Source organism: Microcystis sp. M090S1 (assembly GCF_020246295.1).
GTDB lineage: Bacteria > Cyanobacteriota > Cyanobacteriia > Cyanobacteriales > Microcystaceae > Microcystis > Microcystis aeruginosa.
On sequence record NZ_JADBTF010000239.1, the window covers coordinates 1 to 14,473 of the forward strand.

Here is a 14,473-nt window from a genome sequence, read left to right on the forward strand (position 1 = left end):
CGGACAAGCTTTTCTGAACGGAACCCCCTAAGCCGAGTTTTCAAGGTGCTGTCCGCCCACTTGGTTTTCGAGACGGTCTTTTTAATTCTAACGTAAAGCCAACCTAGAACGGCGGGGTTTCCCACCCAAAATTTTCGATGACTCAACCGACCAGCTTGTACGTTCCGGTGCAGCGCTGTTGTTAGGTAGCGATTGCACTGCTGTTTTTAGCGGAGCGGAAGAAATCTTACCTGACCTTCCCACTCTTCCTCAAGACTACACTCAGCAATCAAGAGAATCTCTTCAATTGCTAACCCTACTGGGACACGACGACTAACTTCAAACAACCCAGGCATGAATAAACCTGATTCAAGACGTTCGTAAGCAAAAGTCGTCATGGTAGCAACATCATGGGTGAGAACAATACGTCCTTCTTGCGCCGCCCACGCCAAAACAGCGGGGTCATCGACTCCTGACAATCCCACATCTTGAACCCGCACAACGTCTATCTGTGAATTTTGACGAAGAATGCCTCGGACAATCTGGTTATTAAAATTTTCGTCAGCAAGAAACCGAATCATAATGGTTTAAACGTTTTGGATTCTCCTTGCCAACAATCGTTCACGGATTCCAATTGGATTAAAATGCTGTTCAACTTCCTGCCGATTTTTTTCTGACTGACGTTGACGTTCTGCAAGGTATGCATGAACTTCATCTCGGTGTCTGAGGTAGTAACCAATTGCTAAGTAGACATCCGGTAGTTGTAGAGATGGATACTGCTCTCCTATTTCTTCTGGTGTACACCCTTCAAGAAAAGCAGTCACAACTGTATCCAAGGTAACGCGAGTGTTAGCAACTCGTACAACGCCCTGAGAATCAGTAACTAATGGTGCTTTTTCAACAGCTATTGTTATTGTCATCGCTCATATACCTAATTTTCAAGTTTAGTCTTTCGCCATATCGCTACCAATTAGCCCTACTAACCAATTAGCCCTACTAATAGCACTACTGATAGATATTGGGCTGCTGCATAACGGCTTGGGCTTCAGCGGACGAACTTGCACCTTCACTTATCACCTACCACGTAAACCTCCGTTCCGCTGCAAGCCCTTGTTAGGTAAGTCTTCAAACAAACGGCTCATTTCAAAGTCAATATAGCGACTTAATTCAACAGTAGATCCATCCTTAAATGTTACACGGCATATACAGAGAAAGGATCCAAATGCAGATGTTCGGACACCTATAAGTCCATTATGAGCTTCTTCTCGAAAAATACGATTGCCCCAATGTTTGCCAAAATAAAACTCTGCATAATTTATATCTGAAAAATCGTTAGATTTATGTTTAACTAAGTAAATAAAAATATCGTACTTTTGTCCAGGTATTTCAGAAGGGCTTATCACATGAGCAATAAAAACCTTCCGGTTTAGTTCATAGATTTGACTTCGCCTTTTTTCCCAACTGTTTGTTTCTGAGCCTGTCTTCTCAGAAACACTTGGCAGAGTATTTCGACTAGCATCAATATTCTCTAGATCTCGAAGATCTTCTCCCAATTCAACTGGCCCTGCCTTTAATGAACTTCCCTTTTCGACTCGCTTGCGAACAGCTTCCAACAATCCACGACACTCGCGGTAAAACATTTTCACTGTCACACCGATCAGTGCAATCCATAGAATCGTTTGAAAAAGTAGTACATATGCACTTAAAGCTTTGAGAAATTCTGTTGACATGAATTTAACGTTTTAGAATTTAACTCTTTAAGGTGTTACCTAACTATATAGCGGTGTGCAGTCGTATGAGGTACAGTGTCACGAGCTATAAACCATGCTAGGCAAAGCTTGGTCTGTATCTCACTCAAGCGCTTACCGCTATATGATATACGGAAACTTTCCTTATACTACGCTAAATACGCACTTTTAAAAGAATCTTTCCGTATATTACGCTCAAGTGGAGTGATCGCGAGAAGTCTTCCGCATATCACGCCCAAAAGCGTGTTAGCCAGATTAGCGTACTGTAAACAGCACTAATTGTTGTCGTTTTTTAGGGGTGATCGGCAAGATTACTGTCAATTTACCCCTAGTTTTCTCTCTTGGCTTAGTCTGTAACCAATCTTTTACAACGCTGTAACTTGATCCCAGTGAATAAGTTAATCCAGCATTAGGCGATCGCTCCTCAGCAATTGAGAAAGTTTTCACAACGTCCAACGGTAGCCAGCAATTATTGTCCAGATCAGCGATCGCTGAATAATTGCCTCACGATTAGCATTGACGTTACCGATAATCATGGAAATAAATTTGCCCCCATCAAACCGACTCGATCAACTGCGCTCTTTTTGGTCCCTAACATCGGAAAAAATCCTCAATAAGGCTTGACAAACTAGCTAGACTTGACTTATAATTATTCTTATAATGGGAATCCGTGTCGCCCTGCAACCCCTCTCTTTTCAGGCCAGATGCAGAAGTAACTTAAAGATGACAGAATTTCGCATCGAGAAAGACAGCATGGGAGAAATTCCCGTACCTGCCGATAAACTTTGGGGAGCGCAGACCCAAAGATCCCTACAATACTTTAGTATCGGTGATAATCTCATGCCCCGGGAGATGATCGGGTCCTATGCCATTCTCAAAAAAGCCTGTGCAATTGTCAATCAGCAAAAGAATCGTCTCAGTCAGGAGAGAAAAAACCTAATCTGTCAAGTCTGCGATGAAATTTTAGCCGGACAACACGCGGATAACTTTCCCCTCTACGTTTGGATGACGGGAAGTGGCACCCAGTTTAACATGAACATCAACGAAGTCATCTCCAATCGTTGCAGTCAACTGACGGGGAATCCTCTGGGTAGCAAAACTCCCGTGGACCCCAACGATCATGTTAATATGTCCCAATCGACTAATGATTCCTTTCCCTCGGCCATGTATATTGCCGTTGCCTTGGCAGTCAAGGAAAAATTAATTCCCAGTCTGCAACTATTACGGAATAGTCTCGATGAAAAGGCGCAATTATGGGCAAATATAGTTAAAATTGGTCGCACTCACCTACAGGATGCCACCCCTTTAACCCTCGGACAAGAATTCTCCGGTTATGTGGGTTTATTGGATGATGGCAGCGATTGGCTAGAAAAATGTCTAGAAAAAGTCTATCGTTTATCCTTGGGAGGAACAGCAGTAGGTACGGGAATTAATGCTCCCCCAGATTTTGATCGAGATGTGGCTGCCGAAATCGCTAATCTGACTAAATTACCCTTTATTACCGCCCCTAATAAGTTTACCGTGCAAGGTTCCCACGATGCTCTAGTTTTCTTGAGCGGGGGATTGAAAACTATCGCTAGTTCCCTGTATAAAATTGCTAATGATATCCGTTTACTTAGCTGTGGTCCCCGTTGTGGATTAGGAGAATTACAGCTGCCGGAAAACGAACCGGGTTCTTCAATTATGCCGGGGAAAGTTAATCCCACCCAATGCGAAGCTTTATCGATGATAGCATTGCAGGTGATGGCTAATGATTTAGCGGTGACGATGGGAGGCGCCGGAGGACATCTGGAAATGAATGTCTATAAACCGCTGTTGATTCATAATCTCATGCAGTCTATCCGTTTGCTCACTGATGGTTGCGGTAATTTCTGTCAGTTTTTGGTTAAGGGGATGACTGCTAATCAAAAACAAATTGAGACTTTTTTAAATCAATCCTTGATGCTGGTGACTGCCTTAAGTCCCGTGATTGGCTACCAAAAGGCTGCCTACGTCGCTCATTATGCCCTAGAAAAGGATTTAACTCTGAAAGTGGCAGCCTTGCAACTGGGATACATCAAGGAAGCGGATTTTGATCGCATTGTTGACCCCGCTAAGATGGTCAATCCCTACGTTGCCGATGGTTAATTCTCTGAGGGGTTGACTACCGTAAAAATCAGAGGTCGCAGGCAGGCACGGATTCCCATTATATATATAAGTATAAGGCAAGCGGCGGGATTTGTCAAGCCCCGCCGGTGAAAATTTCCGCTAAACTTGGGTAATGATAGCGAAGAAAACAAACAGAAAAATCATAAATGCTGCTGCCATGCGGAAGAAGGATTTAGGAAGATTAATAACTTTCTCCAGTTTCAAGAAACCCACCAGAAAATAAGCGGCGATTGCCAGGAGAATCGGGATAACCACGCGCAAGATTGTGCCAAGGGGACCGGAGAAAAATTCACCGATTTTATAGCGGGGTGTATTTTCTTCCGCGTGAGGAGGAATAGTTACACTTGTCCAAGTTTCTCCCCCATCGGTGGAACGAAAAACTGTAGTTTTAGCGCCACCAAAACCGAATAAAGTTTTATCTTGAGCGTAATTAGGAGAAAACTGGACGGAGATACCAGAGGAAGGGATACTATGAATTTTCACTAGGGGTATTTTAGGATCACCAATTGATTTAAAAGTTTCTCCTCCATCGGTAGATTTAAACAAACCATCTCCCTGTAAACTAACTATTACCGTGCGATCATTAGCATAATCAGGAGAGATAGCAATGGTTTCTACTGATGCCTGCGGATTAAACCCTGGTTTCTCTAATTTTGTCCAACTTTTAGCCCCATCTTTGGTGACAAACAAACCAGAAATTGTCCCAGCAAAAATAGTTCCATCACTGGGATAATTGGGAGACATTGCCAACTGCACATTAGGGGTTTTTGATAGAGGTGTTCCTTGGCTGACATTTTTCCAAGTTAGTCCACCATCAACACTTTGATAAATACCCTCTTTTCCCGTGACAAACAAAGTTTTATCCTTAGCAAAATCAGGGGAAGCTACCATGGCAGGGGCATAATTACCAAAAATTCCGCCCACTTCACTGATATTTTTAACCGTATTTCCTCCATCGGTAGAACGAAATATTCTACCCTGCTGATTGGTGAGAAAAAGAGTTTTATCCTTGGCAAAATCTGGGGAAGGAACTATCCTCGGACCGCGGACTTTCTGATCGATTTCGATAATTTTCCAGAAATCACCACTGTTATCGGATTTGGCAAATTTATTGCGTAAAAACCCCGCAAAAATAGTTCTATCTTCTCCATAGTTAGGAGAAAAGGCAATGTCAAAGAAACGCCGGGGATCTTGTCCTGATTCTTCGGGATCTTTACCAAGTCGATAAACCTCTAAACCGCGATTAATTGGTGTCCAAGTTTCCCCTTTATCCCGACTGATGAAGATATTGCCTACATAATTAGCCATGACGACAGTGCCATCCTCGGCATAATTAGGAGAAACCGCCATGGCGATAACTGTTCCCCGGGCTAAAGTTTCTATTTCCTGCCATTGTTTGCCGCTATCTGTGGTTTTAAATAAGCCATTAAATCCCCCTAAAAACATCGTATCTTGAACTATTTTTAAATCCATAAAATGGGGAACTTTATAATCATCAGCCTGTTTATCTTTGGTTAAACCCTCGCTCATTTTTGTCCAACTTTTGCCCCCATCTTGCGAAACATACATTCCCTCATACCAAGTGATGGCATAAAGGGTTGAATTTTGGGCATACTGGGGAGAAATAACGATGTCTTCGATGATTTTATCTTTAATTCCTTCGTTAACAACTTGGAAGGTTTTACCATCATCAACGGTTTTAAAAATACCCGCTTCTTTTGTGCCGACAAAAAAGGTTTTGTCGCTGTCTAGATTAGGAGAAAAAGCAATTGTATCCACTGCCCCCACATTAGCGGGTAGGGGGAGATTCTGCCAAGTTTTCCCCCCATCGGAGGAAGTGTATAATTTACCCTGTTCATCCCCGAAAAAAATGCGATTAGGATTGTTGGGAGTAATAGCGAGAAAGGTTATCAGTGCCTTGGTGGGGAAAATATTTGACCAATTTTTACCGCCATCTTCGGTTAAATAAACCCCTTTTTCTAATCCCACTGCCGCTGCTATATTGGGATCGGAAGGAGCAATTTGTACGAAGTTAATAAAGTTAGTTGCTAAACCCTGATTAACTTTCTGCCAAGATTCCCCCGCATCTTCACTTTTATAAATACCATTGGATCTTGAAGCTAGATAGAGAATATTTTTATTGAGGGGAGATAGGGATAAGGAACTTAATTCCCCCGTATAATCTAAACCTTGAATTAATCTTGTCCAGTTGCTACCTCCATCCCTAGACTTATAAAAGTTATTTCGCACCAAGATATATACTGTATTATCTGTCTGGAAATCAGGAGAAACTTCCACTTGACTAATTACATCATGGGGACGATGGGCAAAAGCAGCATTACCCCAAAGACAAAAAACTGTAGCGATTATCAATAAAATGAGATTAAACTTGTGGGCGAATCTCAGCAAACTTTGGCGATTAATCATAGTTAAACTGCTAATATCGAGGATAAAAATTGACCTAATCTAGCAAAGGGCGATCAAAATTTGAACAAGGGTTCTGTAAGAGCATAGACGAAAATGGCTATTATAACCATTACTAAAATCAGGCTTATTTGCTATCAGCATAGATCAGAACCAATCTCTACACTTTGATTATTGTAGAGACTCATTGCCTTTTGTAACCCTTGTTTGAGACCAAGTTCGATCGCTTTTCTGGACAAGTCTAACACTTTCAAGATCACTTGGTTTTCTTGGGGGGTGAATCGGCCTAAAACGTGGGAAATAGTCGCTTTTTCGGTTGATTTACCGATTCCTATGCGTAAACGAGCGAAGTTTTCCGTGCCAACGTGGGCAATCATCGATTTAATACCGTTGTGTCCGCCCGCCGATCCCGATAGACGGATTCTCAACCGGCCTAGGGGCAGATCCATATCATCGTAAATGACTAAAATCGACTCTGGAGCTAGTTTATACCAGTCCAGCACCGCTCGCACCGATTGCCCGGAGCGATTCATATAGGTTTGGGGTTTCAAGAGACGAATTTTGCCCGGGAGAGGACCGTCACCTTCGGCAATAAAACCTTGAAATCGCTTGTTTTCCTGCCAAGACAGCCCCCAATCCCGTGCTAATGAGTCCACAACTTCAAAACCGATATTATGACGGGTGCGATCATATTTGGGTTCAGGATTACCCAAACCGATAATTAGCTGAGGAATGATTAAATTAGGGGTTTTATCGGAATTCATAGGGGAAAATCGGGTTTTTAACCATGACCCGACTCTTATTATCCCCGAATTAGCACTCCGAGCGCTGGAACAAAGTTTCTAGATAAACCTTGGCACAGCTATTTTGCTCCTCAAAATTCATCCTTTCGGAGGATTGACAATTAAGTAGAAAAAATGATAAAGCCGCCGTAAACACACCATCTTGATCCCAACCGGGGTGAGTTTCTAGATATTGTTGTAGGGATTGGTGGAGGATTTCGGGGATTTCTGCCAAGATACTGACTGATGTATTCATATCGTTTACCTCTGAATCTGAAGTGGGGAAATCCCTGACTGGTGCAGTGGACAGTAAGGACTATTGTGAGCCAAGTTGGGGGGAGTTGCAATATTACCAGATGTAAAGGAATGCTTTAGAAAAACTTAATATTTACGAGGGAATAAGGGTTAGAGCTAGATTTTATTTACTCAACTTAACAATAACTCAGTATCTATCGATGGGAATTTTGACAATCAAGATTAATTTTTTCTAGAAGCAAGTGCCGATTCTATCGCTGTTGCCTGTGGAAAAGTCTGGGTAAACTGTGGAAAACTTGGGAGTGAGTGGGGAAATACCGGGGAATGTATGGGGGAAAACATTGGGGAAAAATAAGATTTGCAAATTTTAATCCGTAGTGATGCTCAAGACTACTTAGGCACTCTTGCCAGAGTACCTTTTCTAGCTGAATGCTGGCTGCTATGCTTTTACCACCAATACTGAACAGGTAGCTTCTGCCACCACGAGACTACTAACAGAATCTTCGATCACCCGTTGAACTCCCGTTAATCCCCGACTGCCGATCACGATCAGATCAGCATGATAGATATTAGCTAAACGAATAATTTCCTCCGCTGGATCACCAAAGATGACCTCGATTTCACTAGGGGCAGCAATCTGGGATTGATAGCAGCGCAATTGATCTTCAATGATCTCACGGGAGGGGTGAGGGCGATCAACTGGCGATTCATCTCCCTCCTTGCCGAGGATATGGGTGAGGATGAGGCAAGAATTTGCCGTTAGAGAAAGGTAATTCAAGGAATGAAGGACTCGATCCGATAATTCCCCACAATCTAAGGCAACAACGATATTTTTAAACATTTTGACTACATCCTGCCGCTAAACAAACTTCCAATTAAGATTCCGGAGCAAAAAATCTTTGATTCTGCCATTATGCCTAGATGACAATTTTATCGGTTATTGCGCTCGGTTAAGATTTCGTACCCCGTGGCGGTTACTAAGACAGTATGCTCAAACTGAGCGGAGAGAGCATTATCCATCGTCACCACCGTCCAACGATCGCGCAAAGTTCTGGTATGTTTAGATCCCGCGTTGACAATTGGTTCAATTGCCAGAGTCATCCCGGTGCGGAGTTTGACATTGGGTAACTGATTAGTGCGAAAATTAAATACCGAGGGTTCTTCGTGGAGATTTCTGCCGACTCCATGGCCGGTAAAATCTTCTACCACCTGGAAACCGTTAGCTTGAACGTGATCTTCGATCGCTCCCGCAATATCGAGCAGATAATTGCCCGCTTTTACCTGATTTATGCCTTTATATAAAGCTTCTTCCGCTACGCGGATTAATTTTTCGGCTTTGGGAGAGACGGAACCGATAGCGATCGTGATACAGGAATCCCCATGATAACCTTGGTAGTAGGCCCCCGTATCTACCTTTAACACAGAACCGGCCTTGAGGCGTTTTTTCGGGCTAGGGATACCGTGAACGACTTCGTTATCGACGGAGGCACAAATCGAGGCAGGAAAGCCATAATAACCTTTAAAACTGGGAGTAGCACCCATTTCGCGAATACGTTTTTCCGCATAGACATCCAGATCCGCCGTCGTCATCCCGGGTTGAGCGATCTCGGCGATTTCCTTGAGGACTGTAGCGGCAATTTTACCCGCTTGTCGCATAATCACGATTTCTGCGGCGGATTTAGTTTCGATTCCCCGGCGGCTTTTCTGTACTCGCGGTGAACCTACTTGCTCTGGAGTTTTAGTTTCGGGAAAAAGCAGCTTGGTTAGGATGTTCATGGAGAGTTGGCTGTCGAGTCTTTACTTAACTTAGCATTTTCCCGGCGATCGATGACTGCTCTGGAGAAATCAAAAATCTTCCGTTAGGTGAGGAGACAGGAGACTCCGAGACAGGAGCAGGGAGCGGGGAGCAGGGAGGTGGGGAGATGGGGAGATGAGGATAAAAAAGACAAGAGACAACTATCCTAGCCATAAAACCGAAAATTATCGCAAATTTATCTGAGTTTTAAGATATTTTGAGCCGATAGCACCTCGAGAACTTACTTTTGCAGGAGGTCTAATACCAAATCCGGTTATTAAAGACTGATTATTTATTCCTCCTTTTGCCTCTTGCATGAGTGCCTATCCTCATAAGTGGCCTATAATCAACGGATTTAGTATAAGGGACATTTAGAAAAGCTATAGTAGGGAAAAGGCTATTTTTCCGGCGAGGTGACAATTTATGGCAGTCAAAAAAGAGTTTTCCAGTTTTCAGCAACTGTTGCAAACCACTAATCTCCCCGTGTTAGTGGATTTCTATGCCACTTGGTGCGGTCCTTGTCAAATGATGGCTCCGATTCTAGAACAAACGGGAATGTATTTCAAAAATCGCCTACAAATTGTCAAAATTGATACAGACAAATATCCCAATTTAGCCACTAAGTACGGTATTCAAGCTTTACCGACTTTAGTAGTCTTTAAAAATGGTCAACCGATCGATCGAATCGAGGGAGTGGTGCAGGTTAACCAACTGGTTCAACATTTACAAACTCTGTTGTAAGATAATTTTGAACCAGAACTAGGAGTTAGTGCCATGGCAAAGGCGATTTGGAATGGTGCAGTGGTAGCGGAAAGCGATAACTGCGAAATTGTCGAGGGAAACTACTATTTTCCCCCCGATACCATCAAAGCTGAATATTTTCAACCCAGTAACACCCATACCATTTGCTCTTGGAAGGGAGAGGCTAGTTATTATACTCTCAGGGTAGATGGACAGGACAATAAAGATGCCGCTTGGTATTATCCCGATCCTAAACCAAAAGCCCAAAATATTAAAGGATATATCGCTTTTTGGCGAGGTGTGAAGGTTGAGAAATGATCGCCATCTACCCCGGCAGCTTCGATCCAGTTACACTCGGTCATTTAGATATTATCGAACGCAGTGTGCCACTATTCGAGCGAGTAATCGTGGCAGTTCTTTGCAATCCCCATAAGAACCCCTTATTTACCGTCGAAAAACGCATAGAACAGATCAGTTACTGTACAAAACACCTGAAAAACGTTGAGATAGACAGTTTTTCAGGATTGACGGTTGAATATGCCAGATTGAAAGGCGCTAAGGTGCTGTTGCGGGGGTTGCGGGTCCTCTCAGACTTTGAAAAAGAACTGCAAATGGCCCATACCAATAAAACCCTCTGGGAAGGGATCGAAACGGTTTTTTTAGCCACCACCAAAGAATATAGTTTTTTAAGTAGTAGCGTGGTTAAAGAAATCGCTCAATTCGGTGGCTCCGTCACCCATCTAGTCCCAGAAAACGTTTCTAGAGATATTTACTCATACTACAGTTAACATACTAGAATACAGCAATGAGGACGATCTGAACCTATGGCGCGCCGAGAACCTAATGATCGCAGAAAAGCAGTACCTAACACTTCTAATAGTGGGGTTCCCAGTCCACCCGTCGATTTCGATATCTATCAGGATTTGGCGCGTCTGCAAGAGATGATTTTTGATAGTTTCCATATCCCCCTCACCCGTTGGACAATCATCGATGAGGGACAGATATCCGAACAGATCGATCTCATCTATGAAACCGTGCCACCAGCAGTACAGAAAGCTTTAGCAATTTTGCAGGAAGAACAGGAAATTATCACTAAAGCAGAAGAATACGCTCAACAAGTCCTTCGTTCCGCTCAACAAAGGGCTGCCCAAATTCTCGATGAGTCCGGTATTATTCAACAAGCAGAACGGCAAGCGGCCCAAATTCGTCAACGGGTTCAGCAGGAGTGTGAATCCTTGCAACAACAAACCCTCGATGAAATCGAACAGATGCGTCACAGCACCTTGCAGGAAGTGCAACAGTTACGACAAAAAACCCAAGCTGAATGTCATGAAATTCAAAAAGGCGCTGACGACTATGCCGAAGCGGTTTTAGAACATCTCGATCGAGAATTAGGGGAAATGTTACAAGTTATTCGCAACGGTCGTCAACAGGTAAGATCGAAACCAACATCGTCAAAAAATCTACCCGGAGAACGTCCTTAATCAGTGATCAGTGATCAGTTATCAGTGATCAGTTATCAGATGTAAGTTTTAAGTTAATTAGTTAGTTAGTTATCTTCATCTTTATCCCTGATTACTGTTTACTATTTACCGCTCACTGAAAAGAACCAAACCCCGAATCCCTCACTGATAACTGATAACGGAATTTCATGAATAACCCCTCCTCGAATTCCCATCTATTCGGACGCTTTGTCAGCGGGTTATTCAGCTGGAAAATTTGGTTATTTGTCCAGATATTTCAAGGCAGTAAAAGCTTTTATCGATTCCTGTATCATTATTTATATCGTCGTCCTAAAATCGATCGCATTCTCGGTAGCGATGTCGTCTATATTCCTGAGAAAAAACTTTATAGCATTCCCCTCGATGTGCTGAAAATGGAGCGGCAAATGGTTAATAGTGATCGCCAGCAGTTGACTTCTATTACTACTTGGAAAGTTAAAACGATTCATCCCACCATCACCGAAACCGAGATACAATTCCACGATATTACCGTCGATTTACAACAGGTACACCTGATTAAATCAGACCTTAATAACTACGATTATACTAACACTCGCCGCTTGGCTCCTCTGGTGAAAACCTTACTTTTTGAAATTAACCCCAAAATTGCCAGTTTAGTAGAAAAGAAAAATCAATTACATAGACTGCGAAATCTGGCCGCATCTTCCGAAATTTTTCATTCACAAACTCCATTATATGTTCGAGCAATTAATCAAGTCCAGCTAATTATTGATCAAGCGGAAACTTTGAGACAAGAATGTTTAAAATTTATCCGAGAAACCCTGATCGAACGGGAATTAGTGCAATCCGATATCGATACCAATCTCGTTGATTTGCCCCTCGATTTTGCCAGTCAATATCAACTAATTCAAGAAAAATATCAACTCTGGAAAGAAGAAGTACAAGCTTATTTTGAATTAAAAGATTCTTCTCTACCTAAAAATTAACTATGACCATCAGTATTCAGTATTCAGGAGTTAGGAGTCAGGAGCCAGTATTCAGGAGTCAGGAGATTATTTTTATTTATTCTCCCTTTTGCATGAGTGCATGAGTGCATGAGTGCCTCTCCTGATATGTAGCCTATACTCAACGGATTTAGTATTATGTCTAGTTTAACGGCAATTCGTGAACATATTTTTGCTTGGGGAAAACGCACCTATATCATGGGTGTTTTAAACGTTACTCCCGATAGTTTTAGTGATGGGGGAGAATTCGACAATGTTGAAAATGCCCTGCTACAGGCGATGAAAATGATCGAGGCTGGGGCTGATATAATCGATATCGGTGGTCAATCCAGCCGTCCGGGAGCCGAAGAAATTAGCCTAGAAGCAGAATTATCGCGAGTTATCCCCGTAATCACCGCTATTCGACAACAAAGTTCTATTCCTATCTCTCTCGATACTACCCGGGCGATCGTGGCAGCCCAAGGTATCGCCGCCGGGGCCGATTTGATCAATGATATTTCTGGGGGAACCTTCGATCGCCTATTATTGCCCACGGTGGCTAAATTGGCCGTTCCCATCATCCTCATGCACCTGCGGGGCAATCCGCAAACGATGCAATCTCTAACACATTATGACGATTTAGTCAAGGAAATTAAAGAATTTTTACAGAATCGCGTTAAGGAAGCTTTACAGTGGGGTATTGCTAGGGAAAATATTATCATCGATCCGGGGATTGGTTTTGCCAAAACTGGGCGACAAAATCTTGAGTTATTGCGGGAATTAGGGCAATTTCGGGATTTAGATTTACCTATTTTAATTGGATTGTCGAGAAAACGCTTTATCGGCGAGATTACAGGCAAAGATGACCCAAAAGAACGAGTTTTCGGAACGGCGGCGGCCTGTGCCATAGCGATCGCTAAGGGGGCCGATATCCTGCGCGTCCATGATGTGGCTGCGATCGTAGATGTGAGTAAAGTGGTGGACGCAATCGAGCGAAGTTGAAAATTTTTGCTAGTCTTAGAATCATCCACACTTCGATCGAAATCAGCGATGAATAGCCAACTAACTAGCGATCACTGTATGTTACCCGTGATTCGATCTCCCCGGGATTATCAAGTTTTTCGCATTAGTGCTGGGGATACGAATCGTTTAGCGATCGTCTTCGATTCTACCGTAGCGGGGGATTCCTTGACCGTTTGTGTGGAAATTTTCGATCCCCACGGTCGCACCCCTACCCATCGTCATCATTTTGCCGTAGAAATGTTTTTTATCCTCAAAGGGGAAGGAATGGCTATCTGTGATGGTAAACCGATTCCCCTGGGGCCGGGGGATAGTTTATTAGTCCGTCCCACGGGTATTCACGAGATTAGAAATGTGGGGGACGGAAGACTTTATGCACTATGTTTTATGGTTCCTAATGAGGATTTTTCGGAATTAATTCGCAATGGGATACCAGAGGAGTTAGACGCAGAAGATTTAGAGGTGTTGATGGGAACTATTAAAGGATAATCAAGCAATACCATCCCTTAAATTTTGGGCTTTTTTTCTAGAAAGAGGGCGATAAAAAAGGTAAAGGTTCCTCCCAGAAGTCCGAAGATTAGCCAATTTAATCTTGGATAGCCTTTATTGATAGCGATGACTGTAGCAATGCCACCGATGAGACAATGCCAGAAAAAAAGCAACAAGAATAAATCTAAGCTCAGGGAAATATCACCAATTAGTTTCATATTTTATCAGTAGATCGATCGAGTTAATTGTTTAGATAGCAAATCTCTAGAATTTTACCAATGACCGAATCCCTCACCCGATCTTATGTTTATTAACCTTTATAAGTATTTCTCTTATTTTTTTGTCCAAGGCCATTTTGTTCCCATCTCGGTTAAAGCTGAAAAAACTAGATAGAGAATAAGAAGGGCAACACAAAAGAGAAAAGTCAATAAGTCGTTATTCATCGAGTTATCCCTGATAGGTTAAAGGTCACTGATTCGCGACTATTCATTTTCCCACTACTTAGCAATTGCTGCTTTTCTAGACTTTTTAAACAGGATTGATTATTGTTGCTGTTGTGCCAAATAGTTAAGCACTGTTTCCAGAGTCAAGTCTAAGCGTTCCGAGATTTGTTGCGGGGTTAAACCGAGGTCTTGCAGTAGAGGAA

17 protein-coding genes and 1 pseudogene are annotated in these 14,473 nt (G+C 42.7%); 8 read left to right on the forward strand and 10 right to left on the reverse strand.

All coding sequences use genetic code 11. The features are described from left to right. Nucleotides 1-206 precede the first annotated feature (206 nt). From IM477_RS10725 to IM477_RS10735, 3 genes are all read right to left on the reverse strand, one after another. On the reverse strand, nt 207-560 hold the full coding sequence (locus IM477_RS10725) for a DUF5615 family PIN-like protein (protein WP_287731686.1): 354 nt from the start codon (nt 558-560) through the stop codon (nt 207-209). A 6-nt stretch (nt 561-566) separates the two neighbouring features. Further along, complete coding sequence (locus IM477_RS10730) at nt 567-899, reverse strand: DUF433 domain-containing protein (RefSeq protein ID WP_024968814.1); 333 nt, start codon at nt 897-899, stop codon at nt 567-569. Between the two features lie 153 nt (nt 900-1,052). Continuing rightward, nucleotides 1,053-1,709, reverse strand: a complete 657-nt coding sequence (locus IM477_RS10735; protein WP_287731687.1) for a pYEATS domain-containing protein — start codon at nt 1,707-1,709, stop codon at nt 1,053-1,055. A gap of 741 nt (nt 1,710-2,450) precedes the next feature. Here IM477_RS10735 and fumC point away from each other — a divergent pair. Further along, a complete protein-coding gene (fumC, locus tag IM477_RS10740; protein ID WP_147069230.1) occupies nt 2,451-3,854 on the forward strand; it encodes a class II fumarate hydratase in 1,404 nt (467 codons plus the stop codon). Nucleotides 3,855-3,974: 120 nt separating this feature from the next. Here the strand turns inward: fumC and IM477_RS10745 are convergent, their stop codons facing one another. The 5 genes from IM477_RS10745 to map form a co-directional block, all read right to left on the reverse strand. Next, nucleotides 3,975-6,302, reverse strand: a complete 2,328-nt coding sequence (locus tag IM477_RS10745; RefSeq protein ID WP_287731688.1) for a VPS10 domain-containing protein — start codon at nt 6,300-6,302, stop codon at nt 3,975-3,977. A gap of 134 nt (nt 6,303-6,436) precedes the next feature. Continuing rightward, the gene (pth, locus tag IM477_RS10750) at nt 6,437-7,063 is read right to left on the reverse strand and encodes an aminoacyl-tRNA hydrolase (protein WP_287731689.1); all 627 of its coding nucleotides are present in this window, start codon (nt 7,061-7,063) and stop codon (nt 6,437-6,439) included. Nucleotides 7,064-7,112: 49 nt separating this feature from the next. Continuing rightward, complete coding sequence (locus IM477_RS10755) at nt 7,113-7,337, reverse strand: DUF2811 domain-containing protein (RefSeq protein ID WP_002800048.1); 225 nt, start codon at nt 7,335-7,337, stop codon at nt 7,113-7,115. A 438-nt stretch (nt 7,338-7,775) separates the two neighbouring features. Further along, entirely contained in the window at nt 7,776-8,177 is a 402-nt protein-coding gene (locus IM477_RS10760) for a universal stress protein (protein ID WP_287731690.1), read from the reverse strand. An 89-nt stretch (nt 8,178-8,266) separates the two neighbouring features. Further along, complete coding sequence (gene map / locus IM477_RS10765) at nt 8,267-9,112, reverse strand: type I methionyl aminopeptidase (RefSeq protein ID WP_287731691.1); 846 nt, start codon at nt 9,110-9,112, stop codon at nt 8,267-8,269. 442 nt (nt 9,113-9,554) lie between these two features. Here map and trxA point away from each other — a divergent pair, with 442 nt between their 5' ends. The 7 genes from trxA (at nt 9,555) to IM477_RS10800 (ending at nt 13,827) form a co-directional block, all read left to right on the forward strand. After that, the gene (gene trxA, locus IM477_RS10770) at nt 9,555-9,872 is read left to right on the forward strand and encodes a thioredoxin (protein ID WP_045360722.1); all 318 of its coding nucleotides are present in this window, start codon (nt 9,555-9,557) and stop codon (nt 9,870-9,872) included. 33 nt (nt 9,873-9,905) lie between these two features. Continuing rightward, nucleotides 9,906-10,190, forward strand: coding sequence for a DUF427 domain-containing protein (locus IM477_RS10775; RefSeq protein ID WP_002743550.1), 285 nt, complete (start codon nt 9,906-9,908; stop codon nt 10,188-10,190). Continuing rightward, nucleotides 10,187-10,660 (forward strand): pantetheine-phosphate adenylyltransferase, encoded by a 474-nt coding sequence (gene coaD, locus IM477_RS10780; RefSeq protein WP_002758057.1) that lies wholly within the window; start codon nt 10,187-10,189, stop codon nt 10,658-10,660. Before IM477_RS10775 ends, coaD begins: the two co-directional genes overlap by 4 nt. Before the next feature lie 36 nt (nt 10,661-10,696). Continuing rightward, complete coding sequence (locus tag IM477_RS10785; protein WP_041803739.1) at nt 10,697-11,356, forward strand: ATP synthase subunit B family protein; 660 nt, start codon at nt 10,697-10,699, stop codon at nt 11,354-11,356. Nucleotides 11,357-11,523: 167 nt separating this feature from the next. Continuing rightward, complete coding sequence (locus IM477_RS10790; protein ID WP_287731692.1) at nt 11,524-12,321, forward strand: hypothetical protein; 798 nt, start codon at nt 11,524-11,526, stop codon at nt 12,319-12,321. 156 nt (nt 12,322-12,477) lie between these two features. Continuing rightward, nucleotides 12,478-13,320, forward strand: a complete 843-nt coding sequence (gene folP, locus IM477_RS10795) for a dihydropteroate synthase (protein WP_287731693.1) — start codon at nt 12,478-12,480, stop codon at nt 13,318-13,320. A gap of 48 nt (nt 13,321-13,368) precedes the next feature. Further along, entirely contained in the window at nt 13,369-13,827 is a 459-nt protein-coding gene (locus tag IM477_RS10800; protein WP_002758047.1) for a cupin domain-containing protein, read from the forward strand. Nucleotides 13,828-13,844: 17 nt separating this feature from the next. Here IM477_RS10800 and IM477_RS10805 read toward each other — a convergent pair whose 3' ends face one another. Then, the gene (locus IM477_RS10805) at nt 13,845-14,045 is read right to left on the reverse strand and encodes a hypothetical protein (protein ID WP_036389287.1); all 201 of its coding nucleotides are present in this window, start codon (nt 14,043-14,045) and stop codon (nt 13,845-13,847) included. 324 nt (nt 14,046-14,369) lie between these two features. Then, a pseudogene (locus IM477_RS10810) lies at nt 14,370-14,473 on the reverse strand (Rpn family recombination-promoting nuclease/putative transposase); the annotation flags it as partial.

What these genes read in the sequence shown, in the direction of transcription:
- coaD (WP_002758057.1), top strand. Translation starts at nt 10,187, where the DNA reads ATGATCGCCATCTACCCCGGCAGCTTCGATCCAGTTACACTCGGTCAT.
- IM477_RS10735 (WP_287731687.1), bottom strand. Translation starts at nt 1,709, where the DNA reads ATGTCAACAGAATTTCTCAAAGCTTTAAGTGCATATGTACTACTTTTT.
- pth (WP_287731689.1), bottom strand. Translation starts at nt 7,063, where the DNA reads ATGAATTCCGATAAAACCCCTAATTTAATCATTCCTCAGCTAATTATC.
- IM477_RS10725 (WP_287731686.1), bottom strand. Translation starts at nt 560, where the DNA reads ATGATTCGGTTTCTTGCTGACGAAAATTTTAATAACCAGATTGTCCGA.
- IM477_RS10760 (WP_287731690.1), bottom strand. Translation starts at nt 8,177, where the DNA reads ATGTTTAAAAATATCGTTGTTGCCTTAGATTGTGGGGAATTATCGGAT.
- folP (WP_287731693.1), top strand. Translation starts at nt 12,478, where the DNA reads ATGTCTAGTTTAACGGCAATTCGTGAACATATTTTTGCTTGGGGAAAA.
- IM477_RS10790 (WP_287731692.1), top strand. Translation starts at nt 11,524, where the DNA reads ATGAATAACCCCTCCTCGAATTCCCATCTATTCGGACGCTTTGTCAGC.
- IM477_RS10755 (WP_002800048.1), bottom strand. Translation starts at nt 7,337, where the DNA reads ATGAATACATCAGTCAGTATCTTGGCAGAAATCCCCGAAATCCTCCAC.
- trxA (WP_045360722.1), top strand. Translation starts at nt 9,555, where the DNA reads ATGGCAGTCAAAAAAGAGTTTTCCAGTTTTCAGCAACTGTTGCAAACC.
- IM477_RS10785 (WP_041803739.1), top strand. Translation starts at nt 10,697, where the DNA reads ATGGCGCGCCGAGAACCTAATGATCGCAGAAAAGCAGTACCTAACACT.
- IM477_RS10730 (WP_024968814.1), bottom strand. Translation starts at nt 899, where the DNA reads ATGACAATAACAATAGCTGTTGAAAAAGCACCATTAGTTACTGATTCT.
- IM477_RS10745 (WP_287731688.1), bottom strand. Translation starts at nt 6,302, where the DNA reads ATGATTAATCGCCAAAGTTTGCTGAGATTCGCCCACAAGTTTAATCTC.
- fumC (WP_147069230.1), top strand. Translation starts at nt 2,451, where the DNA reads ATGACAGAATTTCGCATCGAGAAAGACAGCATGGGAGAAATTCCCGTA.
- map (WP_287731691.1), bottom strand. Translation starts at nt 9,112, where the DNA reads ATGAACATCCTAACCAAGCTGCTTTTTCCCGAAACTAAAACTCCAGAG.
- IM477_RS10775 (WP_002743550.1), top strand. Translation starts at nt 9,906, where the DNA reads ATGGCAAAGGCGATTTGGAATGGTGCAGTGGTAGCGGAAAGCGATAAC.
- IM477_RS10800 (WP_002758047.1), top strand. Translation starts at nt 13,369, where the DNA reads ATGAATAGCCAACTAACTAGCGATCACTGTATGTTACCCGTGATTCGA.
- IM477_RS10805 (WP_036389287.1), bottom strand. Translation starts at nt 14,045, where the DNA reads ATGAAACTAATTGGTGATATTTCCCTGAGCTTAGATTTATTCTTGTTG.